The sequence below is a fragment of the Burkholderia multivorans ATCC BAA-247 genome, from assembly GCF_000959525.1.
GTDB classification, from domain to species: Bacteria; Pseudomonadota; Gammaproteobacteria; order Burkholderiales; family Burkholderiaceae; genus Burkholderia; species Burkholderia multivorans.
The window spans coordinates 83511-98069 of sequence record NZ_CP009831.1 but is presented as its reverse complement, the minus strand read 5'-3'; the positions used below and the strand labels follow the sequence as shown (position 1 = coordinate 98069).

Here is a 14559-nt window from a genome sequence, read left to right as displayed (position 1 = left end):
AGCGATCATGCTGGCCTATGCCCTAAGGCGCACGTTGTGGGCGGTGCCGACGATCCTCGCGGTCGTCACCGTCTGCTACCTGCTGCTGCACTTCACGCCCGGCGGCCCGTTCGATACGGAGAAACAGCTGTCCGCCGCGACGCTCGCGAACCTGAACGCGAAGTACCACCTCGACGAACCGCTGTGGAAGCAGTACCTGCTGTATCTCGGCTCGCTGCTGCGCGGCGATCTCGGGCCGTCGTTCCGCTATGTCGACTGGTCGGTGAACGATCTCGTGAAGAAGGCGCTGCCCGTGAGCCTCGGCGTGGGCGGCCTGTCGATTCCGCTGTCGATCGTGCTCGGCGTGCTGCTCGGCACCGTCGCGGCCGTGCGCCGCGACAGCGCGATCGACCGCTTCGTGATGCTGATCGGCAACTTCGGCAACGTCGTGCCGCCGTTCGTGCTCGGCCCCGTGCTCGTGTGGATCTTCGCGATCCTGCTGAAGACGTCGGCCGGCAACGGCTGGCTGCCGGCCGGCGGCTGGGGCGACGGCGGCTGGCAGTACCGCTTGCTGCCGATCGTGCTGCTGACCTTCATCAACGTGTCGCTGCTCGCGCGCGTGATGCGCGGCTCGATGATCGAGACGCTGTCGAGCAACTACATCCGCACCGCGCGCGCGAAGGGGCTGCCCGGCTCGACGATCGTGCTGCGCCACGCGCTGAAGCCCGCGCTGATGCCGGTCGTATCGTTGTTCGGCACGGTCTGCATCACGTCGATCACGGCGGCCGTCGTCACCGAATCGGTGTTCGCGCTGCCGGGGCTCGGGCAGCTCGTCGTGAACGGCGCGATCAATCGCGACTACACGCTGGTGCTGGGCCTCGTCGTGCTGACGACCGTCTGCGCAGTGCTGTTCAACCTGCTGGTCGACCTCGCCTACGCATGGCTCGATCCGCGCATCCGTTACTGAGCGAGGCCCTGCGATGACTCCCACTACGCCAGCCGTCGGTCTGCCCGCGCAGACCGATACGCCGCCGCGTTCGCGCTCGCCGCTGGCGCTCGCGTTCGCACGCTTCCTGCGCAACCGCGCGGCCTTGTTCAGCCTCGTGCTGCTCGCGCTGATCGTGATCGCCTGCTTCGTCGGCCCGTGGCTGCTTGCAGCCGATCCGGCCGCAAGCGACTGGGGTGCGATCAGCCTGCCGCCGACGCTCGCGAACCAGCACTGGTTCGGCACCGACGAGCTCGGCCGCGACCTGCTCGTGCGCACGCTGATCGGCGGGCGCGTGTCGATCGAGGTCGGGCTGCTCGGCACGCTCGTGTCGGGCCTGTTCGGCGTCGCGTGGGGCGCGACCGCGGGCTTCGCGGGCGGCCGCGTCGACGCGGTGATGATGCGCATCGTCGACATGATGTACGCGATCCCGTACTTGCTGATCGCGATCCTGATGATGACGCTGTTCGGCCGTTCGTTCCTGCTCGTCGTGCTGACGATCAGCGCGTTCTCGTGGATCGACATGGCGCGCGTCGTGCGCGGCCAGACATTGTCGCTGCGCAACCGCGAGTTCGTCGATGCGGCGCGCGCGATCGGCGTGACGCCGGTGTCGATCGTGCGCCGCCATATCGTGCCGAACCTGCTCGGCGTCGTCGTCGTGTATGCGACGGTCTCGGTGCCGAACATCGTGCTGACCGAATCGGTGCTGTCGTTTCTCGGGCTCGGCGTGCAGGAGCCGATGACGAGCTGGGGCGTGCTGATCCAGGACGGCGCGCAGAAACTCGAATCGATGCCGTGGCTGCTGCTGTGCCCGGCCGTCATGCTGTGCGTGACGCTCTATTGCGTGAATTTCGTCGGCGACGGCCTGCGGGATGCGCTTGACCCGAAGGATCGCTGAAGATGGCCGCACTACTTGAAGTCGACAACCTCGGCGTGCGCTTCACGCGCAAGGATGCGCCGCCGATCGACGCCGTCAGCGGCGTGTCGTTCTCGCTCGAAGCCGGCAAGACGCTCGGCATCGTCGGCGAATCGGGCTCCGGCAAGAGCCAGACCGTGATGGCATTGCTCGGGCTGCTCGCCGCGAACGGCACGACGAGCGGCACGGCGCGCTATCGCGGCGACGATCTGCTCGCGATGGACACGCGCGCGCTGAACGCCGTGCGCGGAGACCGGATCGCGATGATCTTCCAGGATCCGATGACGTCGCTCAATCCGTTCCTGACGATCGAGCGGCAGATGACCGAGACCCTGCAGCTGCATCGCGGGCTGTCGCGCAAGGCCGCGACGAAGCGCGCGATCGAGGCGCTCGAATCGGTGCGCATTCCCGACGCCGCGCGGCGTATCCGCATGTATCCGCACGAGTTCTCGGGCGGCATGCGGCAGCGCGTGATGATCGCGATGGCGCTGCTGTCCGAGCCCGAAATCCTGATCGCCGACGAGCCGACCACGGCGCTCGACGTGACCGTGCAGGCGCAGATCATCGATCTGCTGCGCGAGCTCAATCGCGAGCGCGGCACCGCGATCGTGCTGATCACGCACGACATGGGCGTGGTCGCCGGACTCGCGGACGACGTGATGGTCATGTATGCGGGCCGCACCGTCGAATACGCGCCGGCCGAATCGATCTTCGCGGCGCCGTCGCATCCGTACACGATCGGGCTGCTGAACGCGCTGCCGCGGCTGACCGATGCCGACGATGCGCCGCTCGTCGCGATTCCCGGCAATCCGCCGATGCCCGGCACCGCGCCGGCCGGCTGCGCGTTCGCGAAACGCTGCACGTGTGCGGAGGATCGCTGCGGCACGCTGCGCCCCGCACTCGAAACCTACGGCGCCGCCGGTGCGGTGCGCGCCTGCCATCGGCCGGCGGCCGATCTGACGGGAGGACTGCGATGAGCGTCAACGAACGCCGCGACGCCGGCGCGAGCGGCGACACGCTGCTCGCCGTCGAGGGGCTGAAGGTGCATTTCCGCGTGCCGCTCGGCGGCTATCCGTGGTCGCCGAAGGGCACGCTGCGCGCGGTCGACGGCGTCTCGTTCGACGTGAAGCGCGGCGAGACGGTCGGCCTGGTCGGCGAATCGGGCTGCGGGAAGTCGACTCTCGCGCGTGCGCTGATCGGCCTCGTACCGATGACGGCCGGCACCGTGCGCTGGCGCGGCGAGGCCGTCGCGCCAGCGCAGCTGCGCGGCACCGCGATGCGGCGCGAAGTGCAGATGATCTTCCAGGATCCGCTCGCGTCGCTCGATCCGCGCATGACGATCGAGCAGGTCGTCGCCGAGCCGCTCGTCACGCATCAGCCGGGTCTCGGCCGTGCCGAAGTGCGCCGCCGCGTGATCGCGATGCTCGAGCGCGTCGGGCTGAACGCGCATCACCTGCTGCGCTATCCGCATGAATTTTCCGGCGGCCAGTGCCAGCGCGTCGGGATCGCGCGTGCGCTGATCGGCGAGCCGAAGCTCGTGATCTGCGACGAACCGGTGTCGGCGCTCGACGTGTCGATCCAGGCGCAGATCGTGAACCTGCTGCGCGACCTGCAGCGCGATCTGTCGCTGTCCTATCTGTTCGTCGCGCACGACCTCGCGGTCGTGAAGGCGATCAGCCAGCGCGTGCTCGTGATGTATCTGGGCCGCGTGATGGAGTTCGGCACGCGCGACGACGTGTACCGCGTGCCGCAGCACCCGTACACGCGCGCGCTGCTCGACGCGGCGCCGACGCCGGACCCGGCACGCGAGCGGGCGCGCCGGCCGATGCTGCTGGCGGGCGAGATGCCGTCGCCGCTGAATCCGCCGTCGGGCTGCGCGTTCCGCACGCGCTGCCCGGTGGCGATCGACGCGTGCGCGCAGGACGTGCCGCTGCCGGAAGTGCGGCACGGCTCGGCGGCGCGCGTCGCCTGCATCCGCGCGGGTGCGGCATGAGTGTCGAACGACGATAAGCAGGCAGGTCGACAGGGGTAAGTGCGGCGCGAACGATCTTCGCGTCGCGGGTACAGGCGCGTCCGTAGCCGGTCGCGCCGGGTGGGGGCCGGGCGCGGATCGCGACCGGCGGGACGACATCAACACAAGAAGAGAACCACGATGAAAAAGCAGAAGACGATCGGGACGGCATCGAAGATGCTGCTTGCATGGGGACTGCCGGCGCTCGCCGGTGTCTCGCTGACGGGCGTCGCGCGCGCCGACGACGCGGCGCCCGCGCCGCTGACGGTCGCGCAGGCCGCGCCGGCCGCCGGCGCGAGTGCGAGCGTCGCACAGGCGACGACGCCGAACGCCGTTGTGAACGCGGAGGCCGGCCAGGCCGTCACGCCGTCCGACGAGCAACCGTCCGCGCAATCGAAGTCGAAGGGCTTCATCGCCGACAGCCATCTCGACTTCCTGTTCCGCAATTACGCGGACGTGCTCGACAACAAGGGCGGACCGCACCGTCACGCATGGATCCAGGGCGTGATGGCGAACTTCGAGTCCGGCTATACGACGGGCCTGATCGGTATCGGCTTCGACGCATCGCTGTATGCGGCGCTGAAGCTCGACGGCGGCGCGGGCGCGGGCAGCATGGCACACATCGCGAAGGGCGGCGGCGGCTCGAACCAGCTCGCGTGGGCCTATCCGGGCATCTACGACGTGAAGGCGCGCATCTCGAACACGGTGATCAAGTACGGTCTGCAGGCCGTCGACAACCCGTTCATGGAGCAGCACGACAACCGCGCGCTGCCGCCGACGTTCCTCGGCGCGACGATCGTCAGCAACGAATTCAAGAACGTGATGCTCGAAGCGGGCAGCTTCACGAAGACCGACGCGCGCGGCCACTCGACGCTCACGAACCTGACGACGCAGTACGGCGGTACGCGCGTGAACCGGATCACCTATGTGGGCGGCACGTGGGACTACTCGCCGAACGGCGAAGTCGCGCTGTACGCGAATCAGGCCGACGACGTGTGGCACCAGTACTACGCGTCGGTGAAGCACAGCATCGGCAGCCCGCAGACGATCAAGTGGACGGGCTTCGGCAACGTCTATTCGACGCACGACACGGGCGACGCGCTGCAGGGCAAGATCAACAACAACGCGTATAGCCTGTCGCTCGCCGCGCAGCACGGCCCGCACGAGCTGCTGCTCGCGTATCAGCAGATTCTCGGCGACCAGTTCTTCGACTATCTGAACGAAACGAACGGCATCTTCCTCGCGAACTCGATGGACGTCGACTACAACGCGCCGCATGAAAAGTCGCTGCAGCTGCGCTACACGTTCTATGGCAAGGAAGCGGGGCTGCCGGGCTTCAAGGCGATGGTGTGGGGCGTGACGGGCTGGGGCGCGGACGGCAGCGCAGGCGCGGCGAACGATCCGAGCCACTCGAGCATCTACTGGAGCAACGGCGCGCCGGTGCAAGGCCGTCACCACGAGTTCGGCTTCATTCCGTCGTACACGTTCCAGAGCGGCAAGCTGAAGGACACGAAGGTCACGTTCATCGCGATGTGGCACAACGGCTCCACGCACTACTCCGATGCGACGAACCGCGAGTACCGTCTGGTCGTGAACCTGCCGCTGCACGCGTTCTGATCGAACGGCGCGCCGCGCGCCGCCGCTGCGCCGCCGCGCCGAGCGGCCCGCTCTTACGCGGGCTTGTGCAGCCCGGCGACCGGCTCGTTCGCGGCCGGTGGCAGATCCGCCGCGAGCGGCGCCAGTTCGCGACCGGTGTCGCGCCAGGCGTCGAGGCCGCCGCGCAGCGCGAGCGCGTCGGTGAAGCCCGCGTCGAGCAGGCGCTTCGCCATCAGCGCGGCCGTCACCTCGTTCGGGCACGAGCAATAGACGACGAACTTCTGCGTGAGCGGATAGCGCGCGACGATGTCGGCGATCTGCCGTTCGTCGGCAAACTGCGCGCCGGGGATCGTGAACGGGTCGAGCTTGCGGTGCTCGGGCGAGCGCACGTCGAGAATCACCGGTGCTGCATCGTCTTGCAGCAGCGCATCGAGCTCGTCGACGCCGATCCGCGCATGCGCGAGCTGGCGGATCAGCGCGCGGCGGCGCACCCAGCGAATCGCCGCATAGACGGCGAGCAGCGCGACGATCACGACCAGCACCGCGTGACCGAGCCGGCTCGCGCCCGCGAACAGCCAGTCGATCTGCCGATAGAACACGAGCCCCGCGACGAGGCCGGCGATCGTCCAGAGCGCGGCGCCGAGCGCGTCGTAGCCGACGAACGTGCGATAGCGCGTATGCAGCGCGCCCGCCATCGGCACCGATACCAGCGACAGTCCGGGAATGAAGCGTGCTACTGCGAGCACGCGCACGCCGTAGCGGCCGAAGAAGCGCTCGGTTTTCTTCACGCAGGTGTCGCGCGACAGCGACAGCCGGCAGATCGTCTTCAGCGTCGCGCCGCCGTAACGGCGCCCGGCGACGTACCACGCCGTATCGCCGAGCAGCGCGCCGAGCACCGATAGCGCAATCACCGTCGCGAGCTGCGAGCCGATCATCGCCGGATGCATCGCGGCCATCGCGCCGAACAGCACGAGCGTCGGCATCGCGGGCACGGGCAGGCCGATCGCCGCCGCGAGCACGTTGGCGAATACGAGAAGCGGCCCGTACTGGGCGACGAGATCACGGAGCATGACGGCTGGCCGAAAAGAACATGCGCAGGCAGGGTGCGCAGATGGGCCGATTATCGGCCATTTTCAAGACGGCGGCGGGAATGACGGAAAGCGCCTGACGGCGGCAGGGACATGCCGGTGAGCGCGCGCGCTGCACGCCGCTCACCGTCGGAATCTCACGAAGGGGTGCGCGCGAGCGAAGCGGCGCCGTGGTGTTCGCCCGGCAGTTCGGCGCCGTGCGAGCGGATCGCCGCGATCAGTTCGGCCGGCGTGATCTCGTAGCGGACCTCGCGGTGAATGCCGGGCTTGCGTTCGTCGATCTCGATCAACAGCACGCTCTTGCCGTCGCCGGTCGCTTCGAGCCGGAGCGAGCGCAGCTCGCGGCCGTCGGCCGGGTCGTGTTCGGTGAGCAGGGTCATTGCCCCGGATGAGCCGGTAGTGCGCATCGAACCTATCCTCGTGTCGTTGTGCCGTGGGGGGCGAAGGTGTCGTTGTTGAAAAACTGCAAAACAGGTTGACGCAGTTTAACGCGAACGGACGGCATTACGGAGCATTTTCGTAGGGGTCTAAAAGAGGGCTACACCACACTTCCGTCAGATGTTTTCGCGCGCGCCGCCGCGCGTTTGCGCGCGGCGGCGCCGGGTGGTGCGCGGGTGTCGGGCGGTGCCGACGGGCAGGCCGGCGACGCGCCGTAGGCGTGCGCGTCGCCGCGGCGGTCAGAAGCGGTCGGCGATGCCCATCGCCGGATCGCTGACCGAATGGCGGCCCGTTTCGACGCGGCCGGCGATGCGCCGCGCATAGCGCGCGTCGTGATCGGCGGTCACGATGAAGTCATACCAATAGCCGGTCGAGTCGAGCTTCCAGTGCAGCTCCGACTGCGTGCCGCCGCGCACCGTGACGGTCCACGTCGTGCCCGCGCCGTCGCCGTGACCGTGCGTGTCGGTCGCGCCGTGGCCCGCGAGCGGCCCGTAGACCCGATTCGAGCGGATCGTGAAGCGCACGGCGCCGCCGCCGTGGTTGCTCAGCCGCAGGTGCAGGTTGCCGCTCGCGCCCGCGTAGCCGACGCGGATCTCCGGATTCGGCGCGCCGGCCGCGGCAATGCGCGTGAGGTCGCCGGTGAAGCGGCGGTGATAGCCGTTCGGGCCGAGCAACCACAGATCGTATTGACCGTTGTCGTCGGCCATTGCCGCCCAGTCGCCGTGCAGCGTCTTGCCGGGCTCGACCGCGTAGCGGCGCGGCACGCGATCGAGATGAAGCTTGTCGTAGACGTGGAATACCGCGGCCGCGTCGCCGGTATTCGCGAACTTCAGCCGCAGCGTGCCGCTGCGCGCGTCGGCCTGCGCGCTCGCATGCAGCTCGTACGGCAGCGCGCGCGACGGTCGCACGCCGATGGTCTGTGCGGGCGGCGCGGGCGTGGCCGGCGGCGCGATCTTCGGGGCGGCCTGCTGCGCGGCGCTCAGCGCGTCGACCTGGCTCTTCGTCGAACGGCCCGCGAGCGTCGGCAGCGGCTCGTTGTTCGGCGAGCGGAAGTTGAAGGCGCTCGTCAGGTCGCCGCAGATCGCGCGTCGGTATCCGCTGATCTGCGGCTCGACGACGCCGAAGCGTTTCTCGAGAAAGCGCAGCGTCGACGTATGGTCGAACACCTGCGAGTTCACCCAGCCGCCGCGGCTCCACGGCGACACGACCCACATCGGCACGCGCGGGCCGGGGCCGTACGGGCGTCCGTCCGCGGCGGGCTGGCTCGACGTGGCCGGTGCGAAGTCGTGATACTCGGCGGCGACGTCGGCACCCGACAGCGTGTAGCCGCCTGCGAGCGTGCCGTCCGCATTGCGCGACGGCGCGGCTGGCGACGGCATGTGATCGAAGAAGCCGTCGTTTTCGTCGTAGTTGATCAGCAGGACCGTCTTGCTCCAGACCTCGGGGTTCGCGGTCAGCGCATCGAGCACCGCCTGCACGTACCAGCCGCCCTGCGCGGGGCTCGACGGCCCCGGATGCTCGCTGTACGCGGACGGCGGGATGATCCACGATACCGCCGGCAGCCGGCCGTTTCGGATGTCGTCGCTGAACGATTCGAGAAAGCCGTACGGCATCGTGTTGCCGAAGCCCTTCGCGAGCGGGCTGAGCGGATCGTCGATCGCCGGATCGTAGAACGGGCCGGCGGCCGTCACCGGCTGCGTGATGTCGGTCGACGCGACGTAGACCGGCCGACGCGCGGCCGGCATCTGCTCGATGGCCGCACGCCAGTGGCGAAAGCCCATCATCTCGTTGCAGCCGAAGTTGTCGATCAGGCTCTGGTACACCTTCCAGCTCACGCCCGCCTGCTGCAGCCGGTCCGCGTACGTGGTCCACGTCCAGCCCTGCGTCGACGGTCCGATGTCGTTGCCGCCGTTGAACTGATTGTTCAGCGCGGCGACCTTCACGCGGCTGCCGTCGACGGGGCTGATGCCGTTCGGGCCGTTGGTGCCGCTCCAGTAGAACAGGCGGTTCGCGATCGTGCCCGTATGCATCCCGCAGTGATAGTGGTCGCACAGCGTGAACGCGTCGGCGAGCGCGCGCTGGAACGGCACTTCGGCCGCGTCGTAGTAGCCCATCGACAGCGTGGTCTTCGCGTCGGGCCAGCGGTTCATGCGTCCGTGGTCCCACGCGGCCTGCGCGTCGGCCCACGTATGCGGCGTGCCGCCTGCGCGCTGCGCGTTGCCCTTGCTCGCGTCGAGGTGATACGGCGTGACCGTGACCGCGGGCGTCGTCTTCGTATACGTCTGGTAGAACACGTCGCGACCGTTCGGCGACGGCACCGCGAAACGGTCGCCGTAGCCGCGCACGCCCTTGAACGTGCCGAAGTAGCTGTCGAACGCGCGATTCTCCATCATCAGCAGCACGACGTGCTTCACGTCGTTGATGGTGCCCGTTTCGTGAAAGGCGGGAATCGCGAGCGCGCGGCGAATGCTCGGCGGAAACGCGGACAGCGCCGCGGCCGAGAGGCCGGCGGTGGCGGTCTGCTGGAGAAATTTGCGGCGTGACGTCATGGCGTTCGAGTCCTCTGATGATGGGAGCGTTCGTGACTTCGTCTGGTTGCGCCCAAGCGTCGTCCCCGCCTGGGACGGTCCGCGATGCGCGTGCGTGCGGATGCGCCGGCCGCGCGCCGGATGGGCGCGCCCCACGGACGACGCGCTGCGTCGCGTGGCGGTTTCGGCCGTCGTTGCCGCCTCGTCGTTCGCGCGTTCGTCATGCGCGGGACGGGATGTCGGCACGCGCCGGCCCGGCGCATGCCGGGCAGGGCGGCGCCTAGTCTAGGGAGCCGACGTGACGTCGACGTGATGGAGAAATGACATCGCGTGTCGTTCTCATGACGTTGTGTGTGCAACGAATCGCGTGCACGTGAATGAGGCGCGGGGGAGCGGTGAGAAATTACCGATTTTCCATGGCGCGGTCGGTAAAAAGGTGTCCCGCCGGCATGAGACGGCTTGGGTGCCATGCCGTTGCGATCGCAACCGAATCGGTGGCGATGGTTTCGTTTCGTCAGGCGGCATCGACATGCCGGGCGAGCACGTGGCAAGCATGTTGCATTCGCATGAAACCCGGATATGCCTCGATGGCATGCGGTACGCGCACCGCCGCATGCCCTTCAAAGAACGATGCCCTGGACGCTCCCCCGTCATGATCGACATCACGATCCGGCACGGCGACGCGCACGACGTCGATGCGATCCGCACAATCTCCGCGCAACCGGCGGTCTGCAAGAACACGCCGCAGCATCCGTTTCCATCGTTCGAGAAATGGCAGCAACGGCTCGAACGCATTCGCGAACAGGGCGTGAGTCTCGTCGCCGAAGTCGATGGCGCGGTGGTCGGCTATCTTGCCCCGCATACCGAACCGAATCCGCGGCGCCGTCATGCGGCCGGGCTCGGCATGATGGTCGATGCGGCGCATCACGGGCGCGGCATCGGCAGCCGTCTGCTCGCGGCCGCGATCGACCTCGCCGAGAATTGGCTCAACGTCACGCGTATCGAGCTGACCGTGTTCGTCGACAAACCGAGCGGCGATCGCGCTCTACGAAAAGCACGCTTTTCGCATCGAAGGCAAACGCCCGACTACGCGCTGCGCGACGGCGCGTATGCATCGGTGTATCGCATGGCGCGGCTCGGGTCGCGGCCGTGGAGCCGAGCGTCCCGTGCCTCATATTCATTCGAGAATTCGTTCGTTTTCAAGCGGGCGCCTGCATCGTATCGTCGAGCGATTTGCCGGCCGTCGCGACAGGCGCGCGACGCGTCTTCCCGCCATCGTCTTTTCAACGGAACCCGCTTCGATGAAAACCGTTATCCGGAGTCTGACTGCCGCCTGCCTGTTCGCCGCGTCGGGTGCGGCGTTTGCCACCGTCGCGCCGCAGGAAGGCGTCGCGGCGAGTTCGTCGTCGCAGCGTACCCATCTGCCGCCCGGCATCGCGTGGCAGCAGGGCGACGCCGACGACGCCTTCGCGCTCGCGAAGCGTACCGGCAAGCCGCTGCTGCTGTACTGGGGCGCGGTGTGGTGCCCGTCGTGCAACCAGGTGAAGTCGACGATCTTTAGTCAGCAGGCGTTCAAGACGCGCTCGTCGCTGTTCGTGCCCGTCTATCTCGACGGCGACACCGAGAGCGCGCAGAAGCTCGGCGAACGCTTCAAGGTGCACGGCTATCCGACGATGATCCTGTTCCGTCCCGACGGCACCGAGGTGACGCGGCTGCCGGGCGAGGCCGATCTCGACCGCTACCTGCAGGCGCTGTCGCTCGGCATGACCGCCGCGCATCCGGTGCGGCAGACGCTCGCGAGCGCGTTGAAGGACGGTGCATCGCTGAAGGCGGACGAATGGCGGCTGCTGGCGGACTATTCGTGGGATACCGACGGTGCGTTGCCGGTGCTGGCCGATCGCGTCGCGCAGACATTGCAGACGCTGTCGCAGCGCGCGCGGGCGGCCGGCGCGAAGGCCGAGGCGGCGCGCTTCGCACTGAAGGCGGCCGTGGTCGCCGCGTCGGACGATCCGGCTCAGGCCGGCGCGCTGGACAAGTCGGCGCTCGCCGACGCATGGCGAGCGGTGTTGGCCGATCGCGCGCTGTCGCGCGCCGATTCCGACGTGCTCGTGATGGCGCCGGCGCGTGTCGTCGCGTATCTCGGCGGCAGTGAAGCGCAGCGCGCGAAGCTGCGCGGCGCATACGACGCGGCGCTCGCACGGCTGTCCGCCGATACGACGCTGTCGTCGATCGATCGACTGATGGCATTGCACGGCCGCGTGCTGCTCGCGCGTGGCGAGGCGCGCACCGGCGCGCCGCTCGATGCGCCGGCGCTCGTCGATACCGTGCGGCGGCAGATCGCCGCGTCGGTGCAGGGTGCGGCGAATCCGTACGAGCGGCAGGCGCTCGTCAGCGAGGGCGCGGATACGTTGACCGATGCCGGACTGTTCGACGAGTCGGATGCGCTGCTGAAGGCCGAACTGCCGCGCTCGTCGACGCCGTACTACTTCATGTCCGGGCTGGCCGCGAACGCGAAGGCGCGCGGCGACAAGGCGGCGGCGCTCGACTGGTACCGGAAGGCGTACGACACGGCGACGGGCCCCGCGACGAAGCTGCGCTGGGGCGCGACCTATTTCGCGAACGCGGTGCAATTGGCGCCCGAGGACTCGGCGCGGATCGAAGGAATTGCTGCGAGCGTGCTCGCGCAGGCCGGCAAGACGCGCGATGCATTCTACGGCGCGAATTTGCGTGCGCTGACCAAGGTCGTCGCGCAACTGAACCGCTGGCGTAGCGGCGGCGCGCACGATGCGTCGGTCAGGACGGTCGTCAGGCAGTTCGACGAGCTATGCGGCAAGCTGCCCGCGGGCGACCCGCAGGCAGCGGCGTGCGCGAAGCTGATTCAGCCCGTGAAGACGTGACGGCCGCCGTGGCCGTGCCGAGGATCAACGGCCCGATTCCGACGACGCGTCGCGCGCGCTGCCGTACCCGGCGCCGTTCTGTTGCGCGATCTTCGCTTCGGCCGATTGGATGCTGGCCGGATAGAACCAGTCGCTCGGCTGGAAGCCGGCCTGCTTCAGTGCCTTCACTTCGGCACGGACCTGCGCACGCGTCAGCGGCTGGTTCGACTGCGCATGGGCGACGACCGGGCCGGAGACGGCCACGGCGAGGGCAACCGCTTGAATCAGGCGCTTCATGATCGGGACCTCCTGGTTTCCGTTGAATCGGCCGCGCTTCGTGTCACGAATGCGTCGGGCGACGTTGAAACCAGTGTAGGTCGGGTCGGCCGCATGAAAAATGCGCCGGCGACCAATGCAGTGTTTTGCTGCGGACAACAATGACGGCGGCGTGGTCGGGGCCGAATGGCGCGGAGATGAGGGCGGTGCGATGGGCGCGGCGTGCGCCGGCGGGCCGGGTGCCGGCCGGTATGGGACCGGACGCCATCGAGGCGCCGGTCCGGCATGGCTGCGTGCCCTTCGTGAAACGCGGGTAGAACGCACCGGCTACGGGGACGCGGCCGGCAGGCGCGGGCGGCGTGCGAAGCGCCGCCCGCCGCAAGGAATTACACGAGCCCCGTCATGTAATACACGGCGATCACGAAGAACACCGCGAGCGTCTTGATCACGGTGACCGCAAAAATGTCGCGATACGACTCGCGGTGCGTGAGGCCCGTGACGGCGAGCAGCGTGATCACCGCGCCGTTGTGCGGCAGCGTGTCCATGCCGCCGCTCGCCATCGCGACGACCCGGTGCAGCACGTCCATCGGGATGTTGGCCGCTTGCGCGCCCTTGATGAACAGGTCCGACATCGCGGCGAGCGCGATGCTCATGCCGCCCGATGCCGAGCCCGTGATGCCCGCGAGCGAGCTGACCGACACCGCAGCGTTGACGAGCGGGTTCGGGATGCTCTTCAGCGCGTCGCCGACGACGAGGAAGCCCGGCAGCGCAGCGATCACGCCGCCGAAGCCGTACTCCGACGCGGTGTTCATCGCGGCGAGCAGCGCGCCGCCGACGGCCGCCTTCGAGCCGGCCGCGAAGCGTTCGCTGACGCGCTTGAACGCGGTCAGCACGACGAGCACGATGCCGAGCAGCAGTGCGGCCTCGACCGACCAGATCGCGACGACGGTCTTGATCGACGTCGTCACCGGCGCATGGACGCCCGGCAGCACTTCCGGTGCGACGGTGTACGACGCGGAGCCGTACCACTGCGGGATCAGCTTCGTGAATGCGAAGTTCGACACGCCGACCAGGATCAGCGGCAGGATCGCGAGCGCGGGATTCGGCAGCGACTGCGCTTCGACGCGCTCCGGCTCGTTGACGAGCGACGTGCCGTAGCCTTCGCCCTTCGCCATCGCCGAACGGCGGCGCCATTCGAGATACGCGAGACCGACGACGATGATGAACAGCGAGCCGATCGTGCCGAGTGCGGGCGCGGCCCATGCGGTCGTCTTGAAGAACGTGGTCGGGATGATGTTCTGGATCTGCGGCGTGCCGGGCAGCGAGTCCATCGTGAACGAGAATGCGCCGAGCGCGATCGCGCCCGGCATCAGCCGCTTCGGAATATTGCTCTGGCGATAGAGCTCGGCCGCGAACGGATAGACCGCGAACACGACGACGAACAGCGACACGCCGCCGTACGTGAGCAGCGCGCACACCGCGACGATTACCGCATTGGCGCGCGAGCGGCCGATGTAGCGGATCGCTGCATGGACGATCGACTCGGAAAAGCCGGACAGTTCGATCACCTTGCCGAACACCGCGCCGAGCATGAACACCGGAAAGTACAGTTTGACGAAGCCGACCATCTTCTCCATGAAGATGCCGGAGAAGACGGGCGCGACGGCGGCCGGATCGGTGAGCAGGACCGCGCCGAGTGCGGCGATCGGCGCGAACAGGATCACGCTGTAGCCGCGATACGCGGCGAACATCAGGAACGCCAGCGCGGCGAGGACGATCACGAAAGACAAGGGAAGTCTCCTAATTGCTTTGGTTGTTGTTCGGTCGGACGGTGCGCCGCGGACCGGCTCGGCTTCGTGCAGGTTT

At 68.2% G+C, this 14559-nt stretch carries 11 protein-coding genes and 1 pseudogene; 7 read left to right on the top strand and 5 right to left on the bottom strand.

Annotation, left to right across the window (positions count from 1 at the left end; genetic code table 11):
* Nucleotides 1-7: 7 nt before the first annotated feature.
* The 5 genes from NP80_RS02790 to NP80_RS02770 all read left to right on the top strand — a co-directional run bounded on the left by NP80_RS02790 (nt 8) and on the right by NP80_RS02770 (nt 5508).
* Complete coding sequence (locus NP80_RS02790; RefSeq protein ID WP_006407880.1) at nt 8-946, top strand: ABC transporter permease subunit; 939 nt, start codon at nt 8-10, stop codon at nt 944-946.
* Nucleotides 947-959: 13 nt separating this feature from the next.
* Complete coding sequence (locus NP80_RS02785) at nt 960-1862, top strand: ABC transporter permease (RefSeq protein WP_006410372.1); 903 nt, start codon at nt 960-962, stop codon at nt 1860-1862.
* Nucleotides 1863-1864: 2 nt separating this feature from the next.
* Nucleotides 1865-2857 (top strand): ABC transporter ATP-binding protein, encoded by a 993-nt coding sequence (locus NP80_RS02780; RefSeq protein ID WP_006410371.1) that lies wholly within the window; start codon nt 1865-1867, stop codon nt 2855-2857.
* Complete coding sequence (locus tag NP80_RS02775) at nt 2854-3873, top strand: ABC transporter ATP-binding protein (protein WP_006407883.1); 1020 nt, start codon at nt 2854-2856, stop codon at nt 3871-3873. Before NP80_RS02780 ends, NP80_RS02775 begins: the two co-directional genes overlap by 4 nt.
* A gap of 159 nt (nt 3874-4032) precedes the next feature.
* Nucleotides 4033-5508, top strand: coding sequence for an OprD family porin (locus NP80_RS02770; RefSeq protein ID WP_006407884.1), 1476 nt, complete (start codon nt 4033-4035; stop codon nt 5506-5508).
* A gap of 53 nt (nt 5509-5561) precedes the next feature.
* Here the strand turns inward: NP80_RS02770 and NP80_RS02765 are convergent, their stop codons facing one another.
* The 3 genes from NP80_RS02765 to NP80_RS02755 all read right to left on the bottom strand — a co-directional run bounded on the left by NP80_RS02765 (nt 5562) and on the right by NP80_RS02755 (nt 9562).
* Entirely contained in the window at nt 5562-6557 is a 996-nt protein-coding gene (locus NP80_RS02765) for a DedA family protein/thiosulfate sulfurtransferase GlpE (protein ID WP_006407885.1), read from the bottom strand.
* 155 nt (nt 6558-6712) lie between these two features.
* Nucleotides 6713-6982, bottom strand: a complete 270-nt coding sequence (locus NP80_RS02760) for a hypothetical protein (RefSeq protein WP_012216261.1) — start codon at nt 6980-6982, stop codon at nt 6713-6715.
* A 270-nt stretch (nt 6983-7252) separates the two neighbouring features.
* On the bottom strand, nt 7253-9562 hold the full coding sequence (locus NP80_RS02755) for a phosphocholine-specific phospholipase C (protein WP_035489102.1): 2310 nt from the start codon (nt 9560-9562) through the stop codon (nt 7253-7255).
* 631 nt (nt 9563-10193) lie between these two features.
* Here NP80_RS02755 and NP80_RS28665 point away from each other — a divergent pair.
* Both NP80_RS28665 and NP80_RS02745 read left to right on the top strand, forming a co-directional pair.
* Nucleotides 10194-10688: pseudogene (locus NP80_RS28665) on the top strand (GNAT family N-acetyltransferase); the annotation flags it as partial.
* A 154-nt stretch (nt 10689-10842) separates the two neighbouring features.
* On the top strand, nt 10843-12438 hold the full coding sequence (locus NP80_RS02745) for a thioredoxin family protein (protein ID WP_035948665.1): 1596 nt from the start codon (nt 10843-10845) through the stop codon (nt 12436-12438).
* 24 nt (nt 12439-12462) lie between these two features.
* Here the strand turns inward: NP80_RS02745 and NP80_RS02740 are convergent, their stop codons facing one another.
* A complete protein-coding gene (locus NP80_RS02740; RefSeq protein WP_006407889.1) occupies nt 12463-12714 on the bottom strand; it encodes a DUF4148 domain-containing protein in 252 nt (83 codons plus the stop codon).
* Nucleotides 12715-13079: 365 nt separating this feature from the next.
* Nucleotides 13080-14483, bottom strand: coding sequence for a GntP family permease (locus NP80_RS02735; protein ID WP_006407890.1), 1404 nt, complete (start codon nt 14481-14483; stop codon nt 13080-13082).
* Nucleotides 14484-14559: the final 76 nt, after the last annotated feature.

Coding starts and splice junctions, on each gene's coding strand:
- NP80_RS02790 (WP_006407880.1), top strand. CDS start 8: ATGCTGGCCTATGCCCTAAGGCGCACGTTGTGGGCGGTGCCGACGATC.
- NP80_RS02785 (WP_006410372.1), top strand. CDS start 960: ATGACTCCCACTACGCCAGCCGTCGGTCTGCCCGCGCAGACCGATACG.
- NP80_RS02780 (WP_006410371.1), top strand. CDS start 1,865: ATGGCCGCACTACTTGAAGTCGACAACCTCGGCGTGCGCTTCACGCGC.
- NP80_RS02775 (WP_006407883.1), top strand. CDS start 2,854: ATGAGCGTCAACGAACGCCGCGACGCCGGCGCGAGCGGCGACACGCTG.
- NP80_RS02770 (WP_006407884.1), top strand. CDS start 4,033: ATGAAAAAGCAGAAGACGATCGGGACGGCATCGAAGATGCTGCTTGCA.
- NP80_RS02765 (WP_006407885.1), bottom strand. CDS start 6,557: ATGCTCCGTGATCTCGTCGCCCAGTACGGGCCGCTTCTCGTATTCGCC.
- NP80_RS02760 (WP_012216261.1), bottom strand. CDS start 6,982: ATGCGCACTACCGGCTCATCCGGGGCAATGACCCTGCTCACCGAACAC.
- NP80_RS02755 (WP_035489102.1), bottom strand. CDS start 9,562: ATGACGTCACGCCGCAAATTTCTCCAGCAGACCGCCACCGCCGGCCTC.
- NP80_RS02745 (WP_035948665.1), top strand. CDS start 10,843: ATGAAAACCGTTATCCGGAGTCTGACTGCCGCCTGCCTGTTCGCCGCG.
- NP80_RS02740 (WP_006407889.1), bottom strand. CDS start 12,714: ATGAAGCGCCTGATTCAAGCGGTTGCCCTCGCCGTGGCCGTCTCCGGC.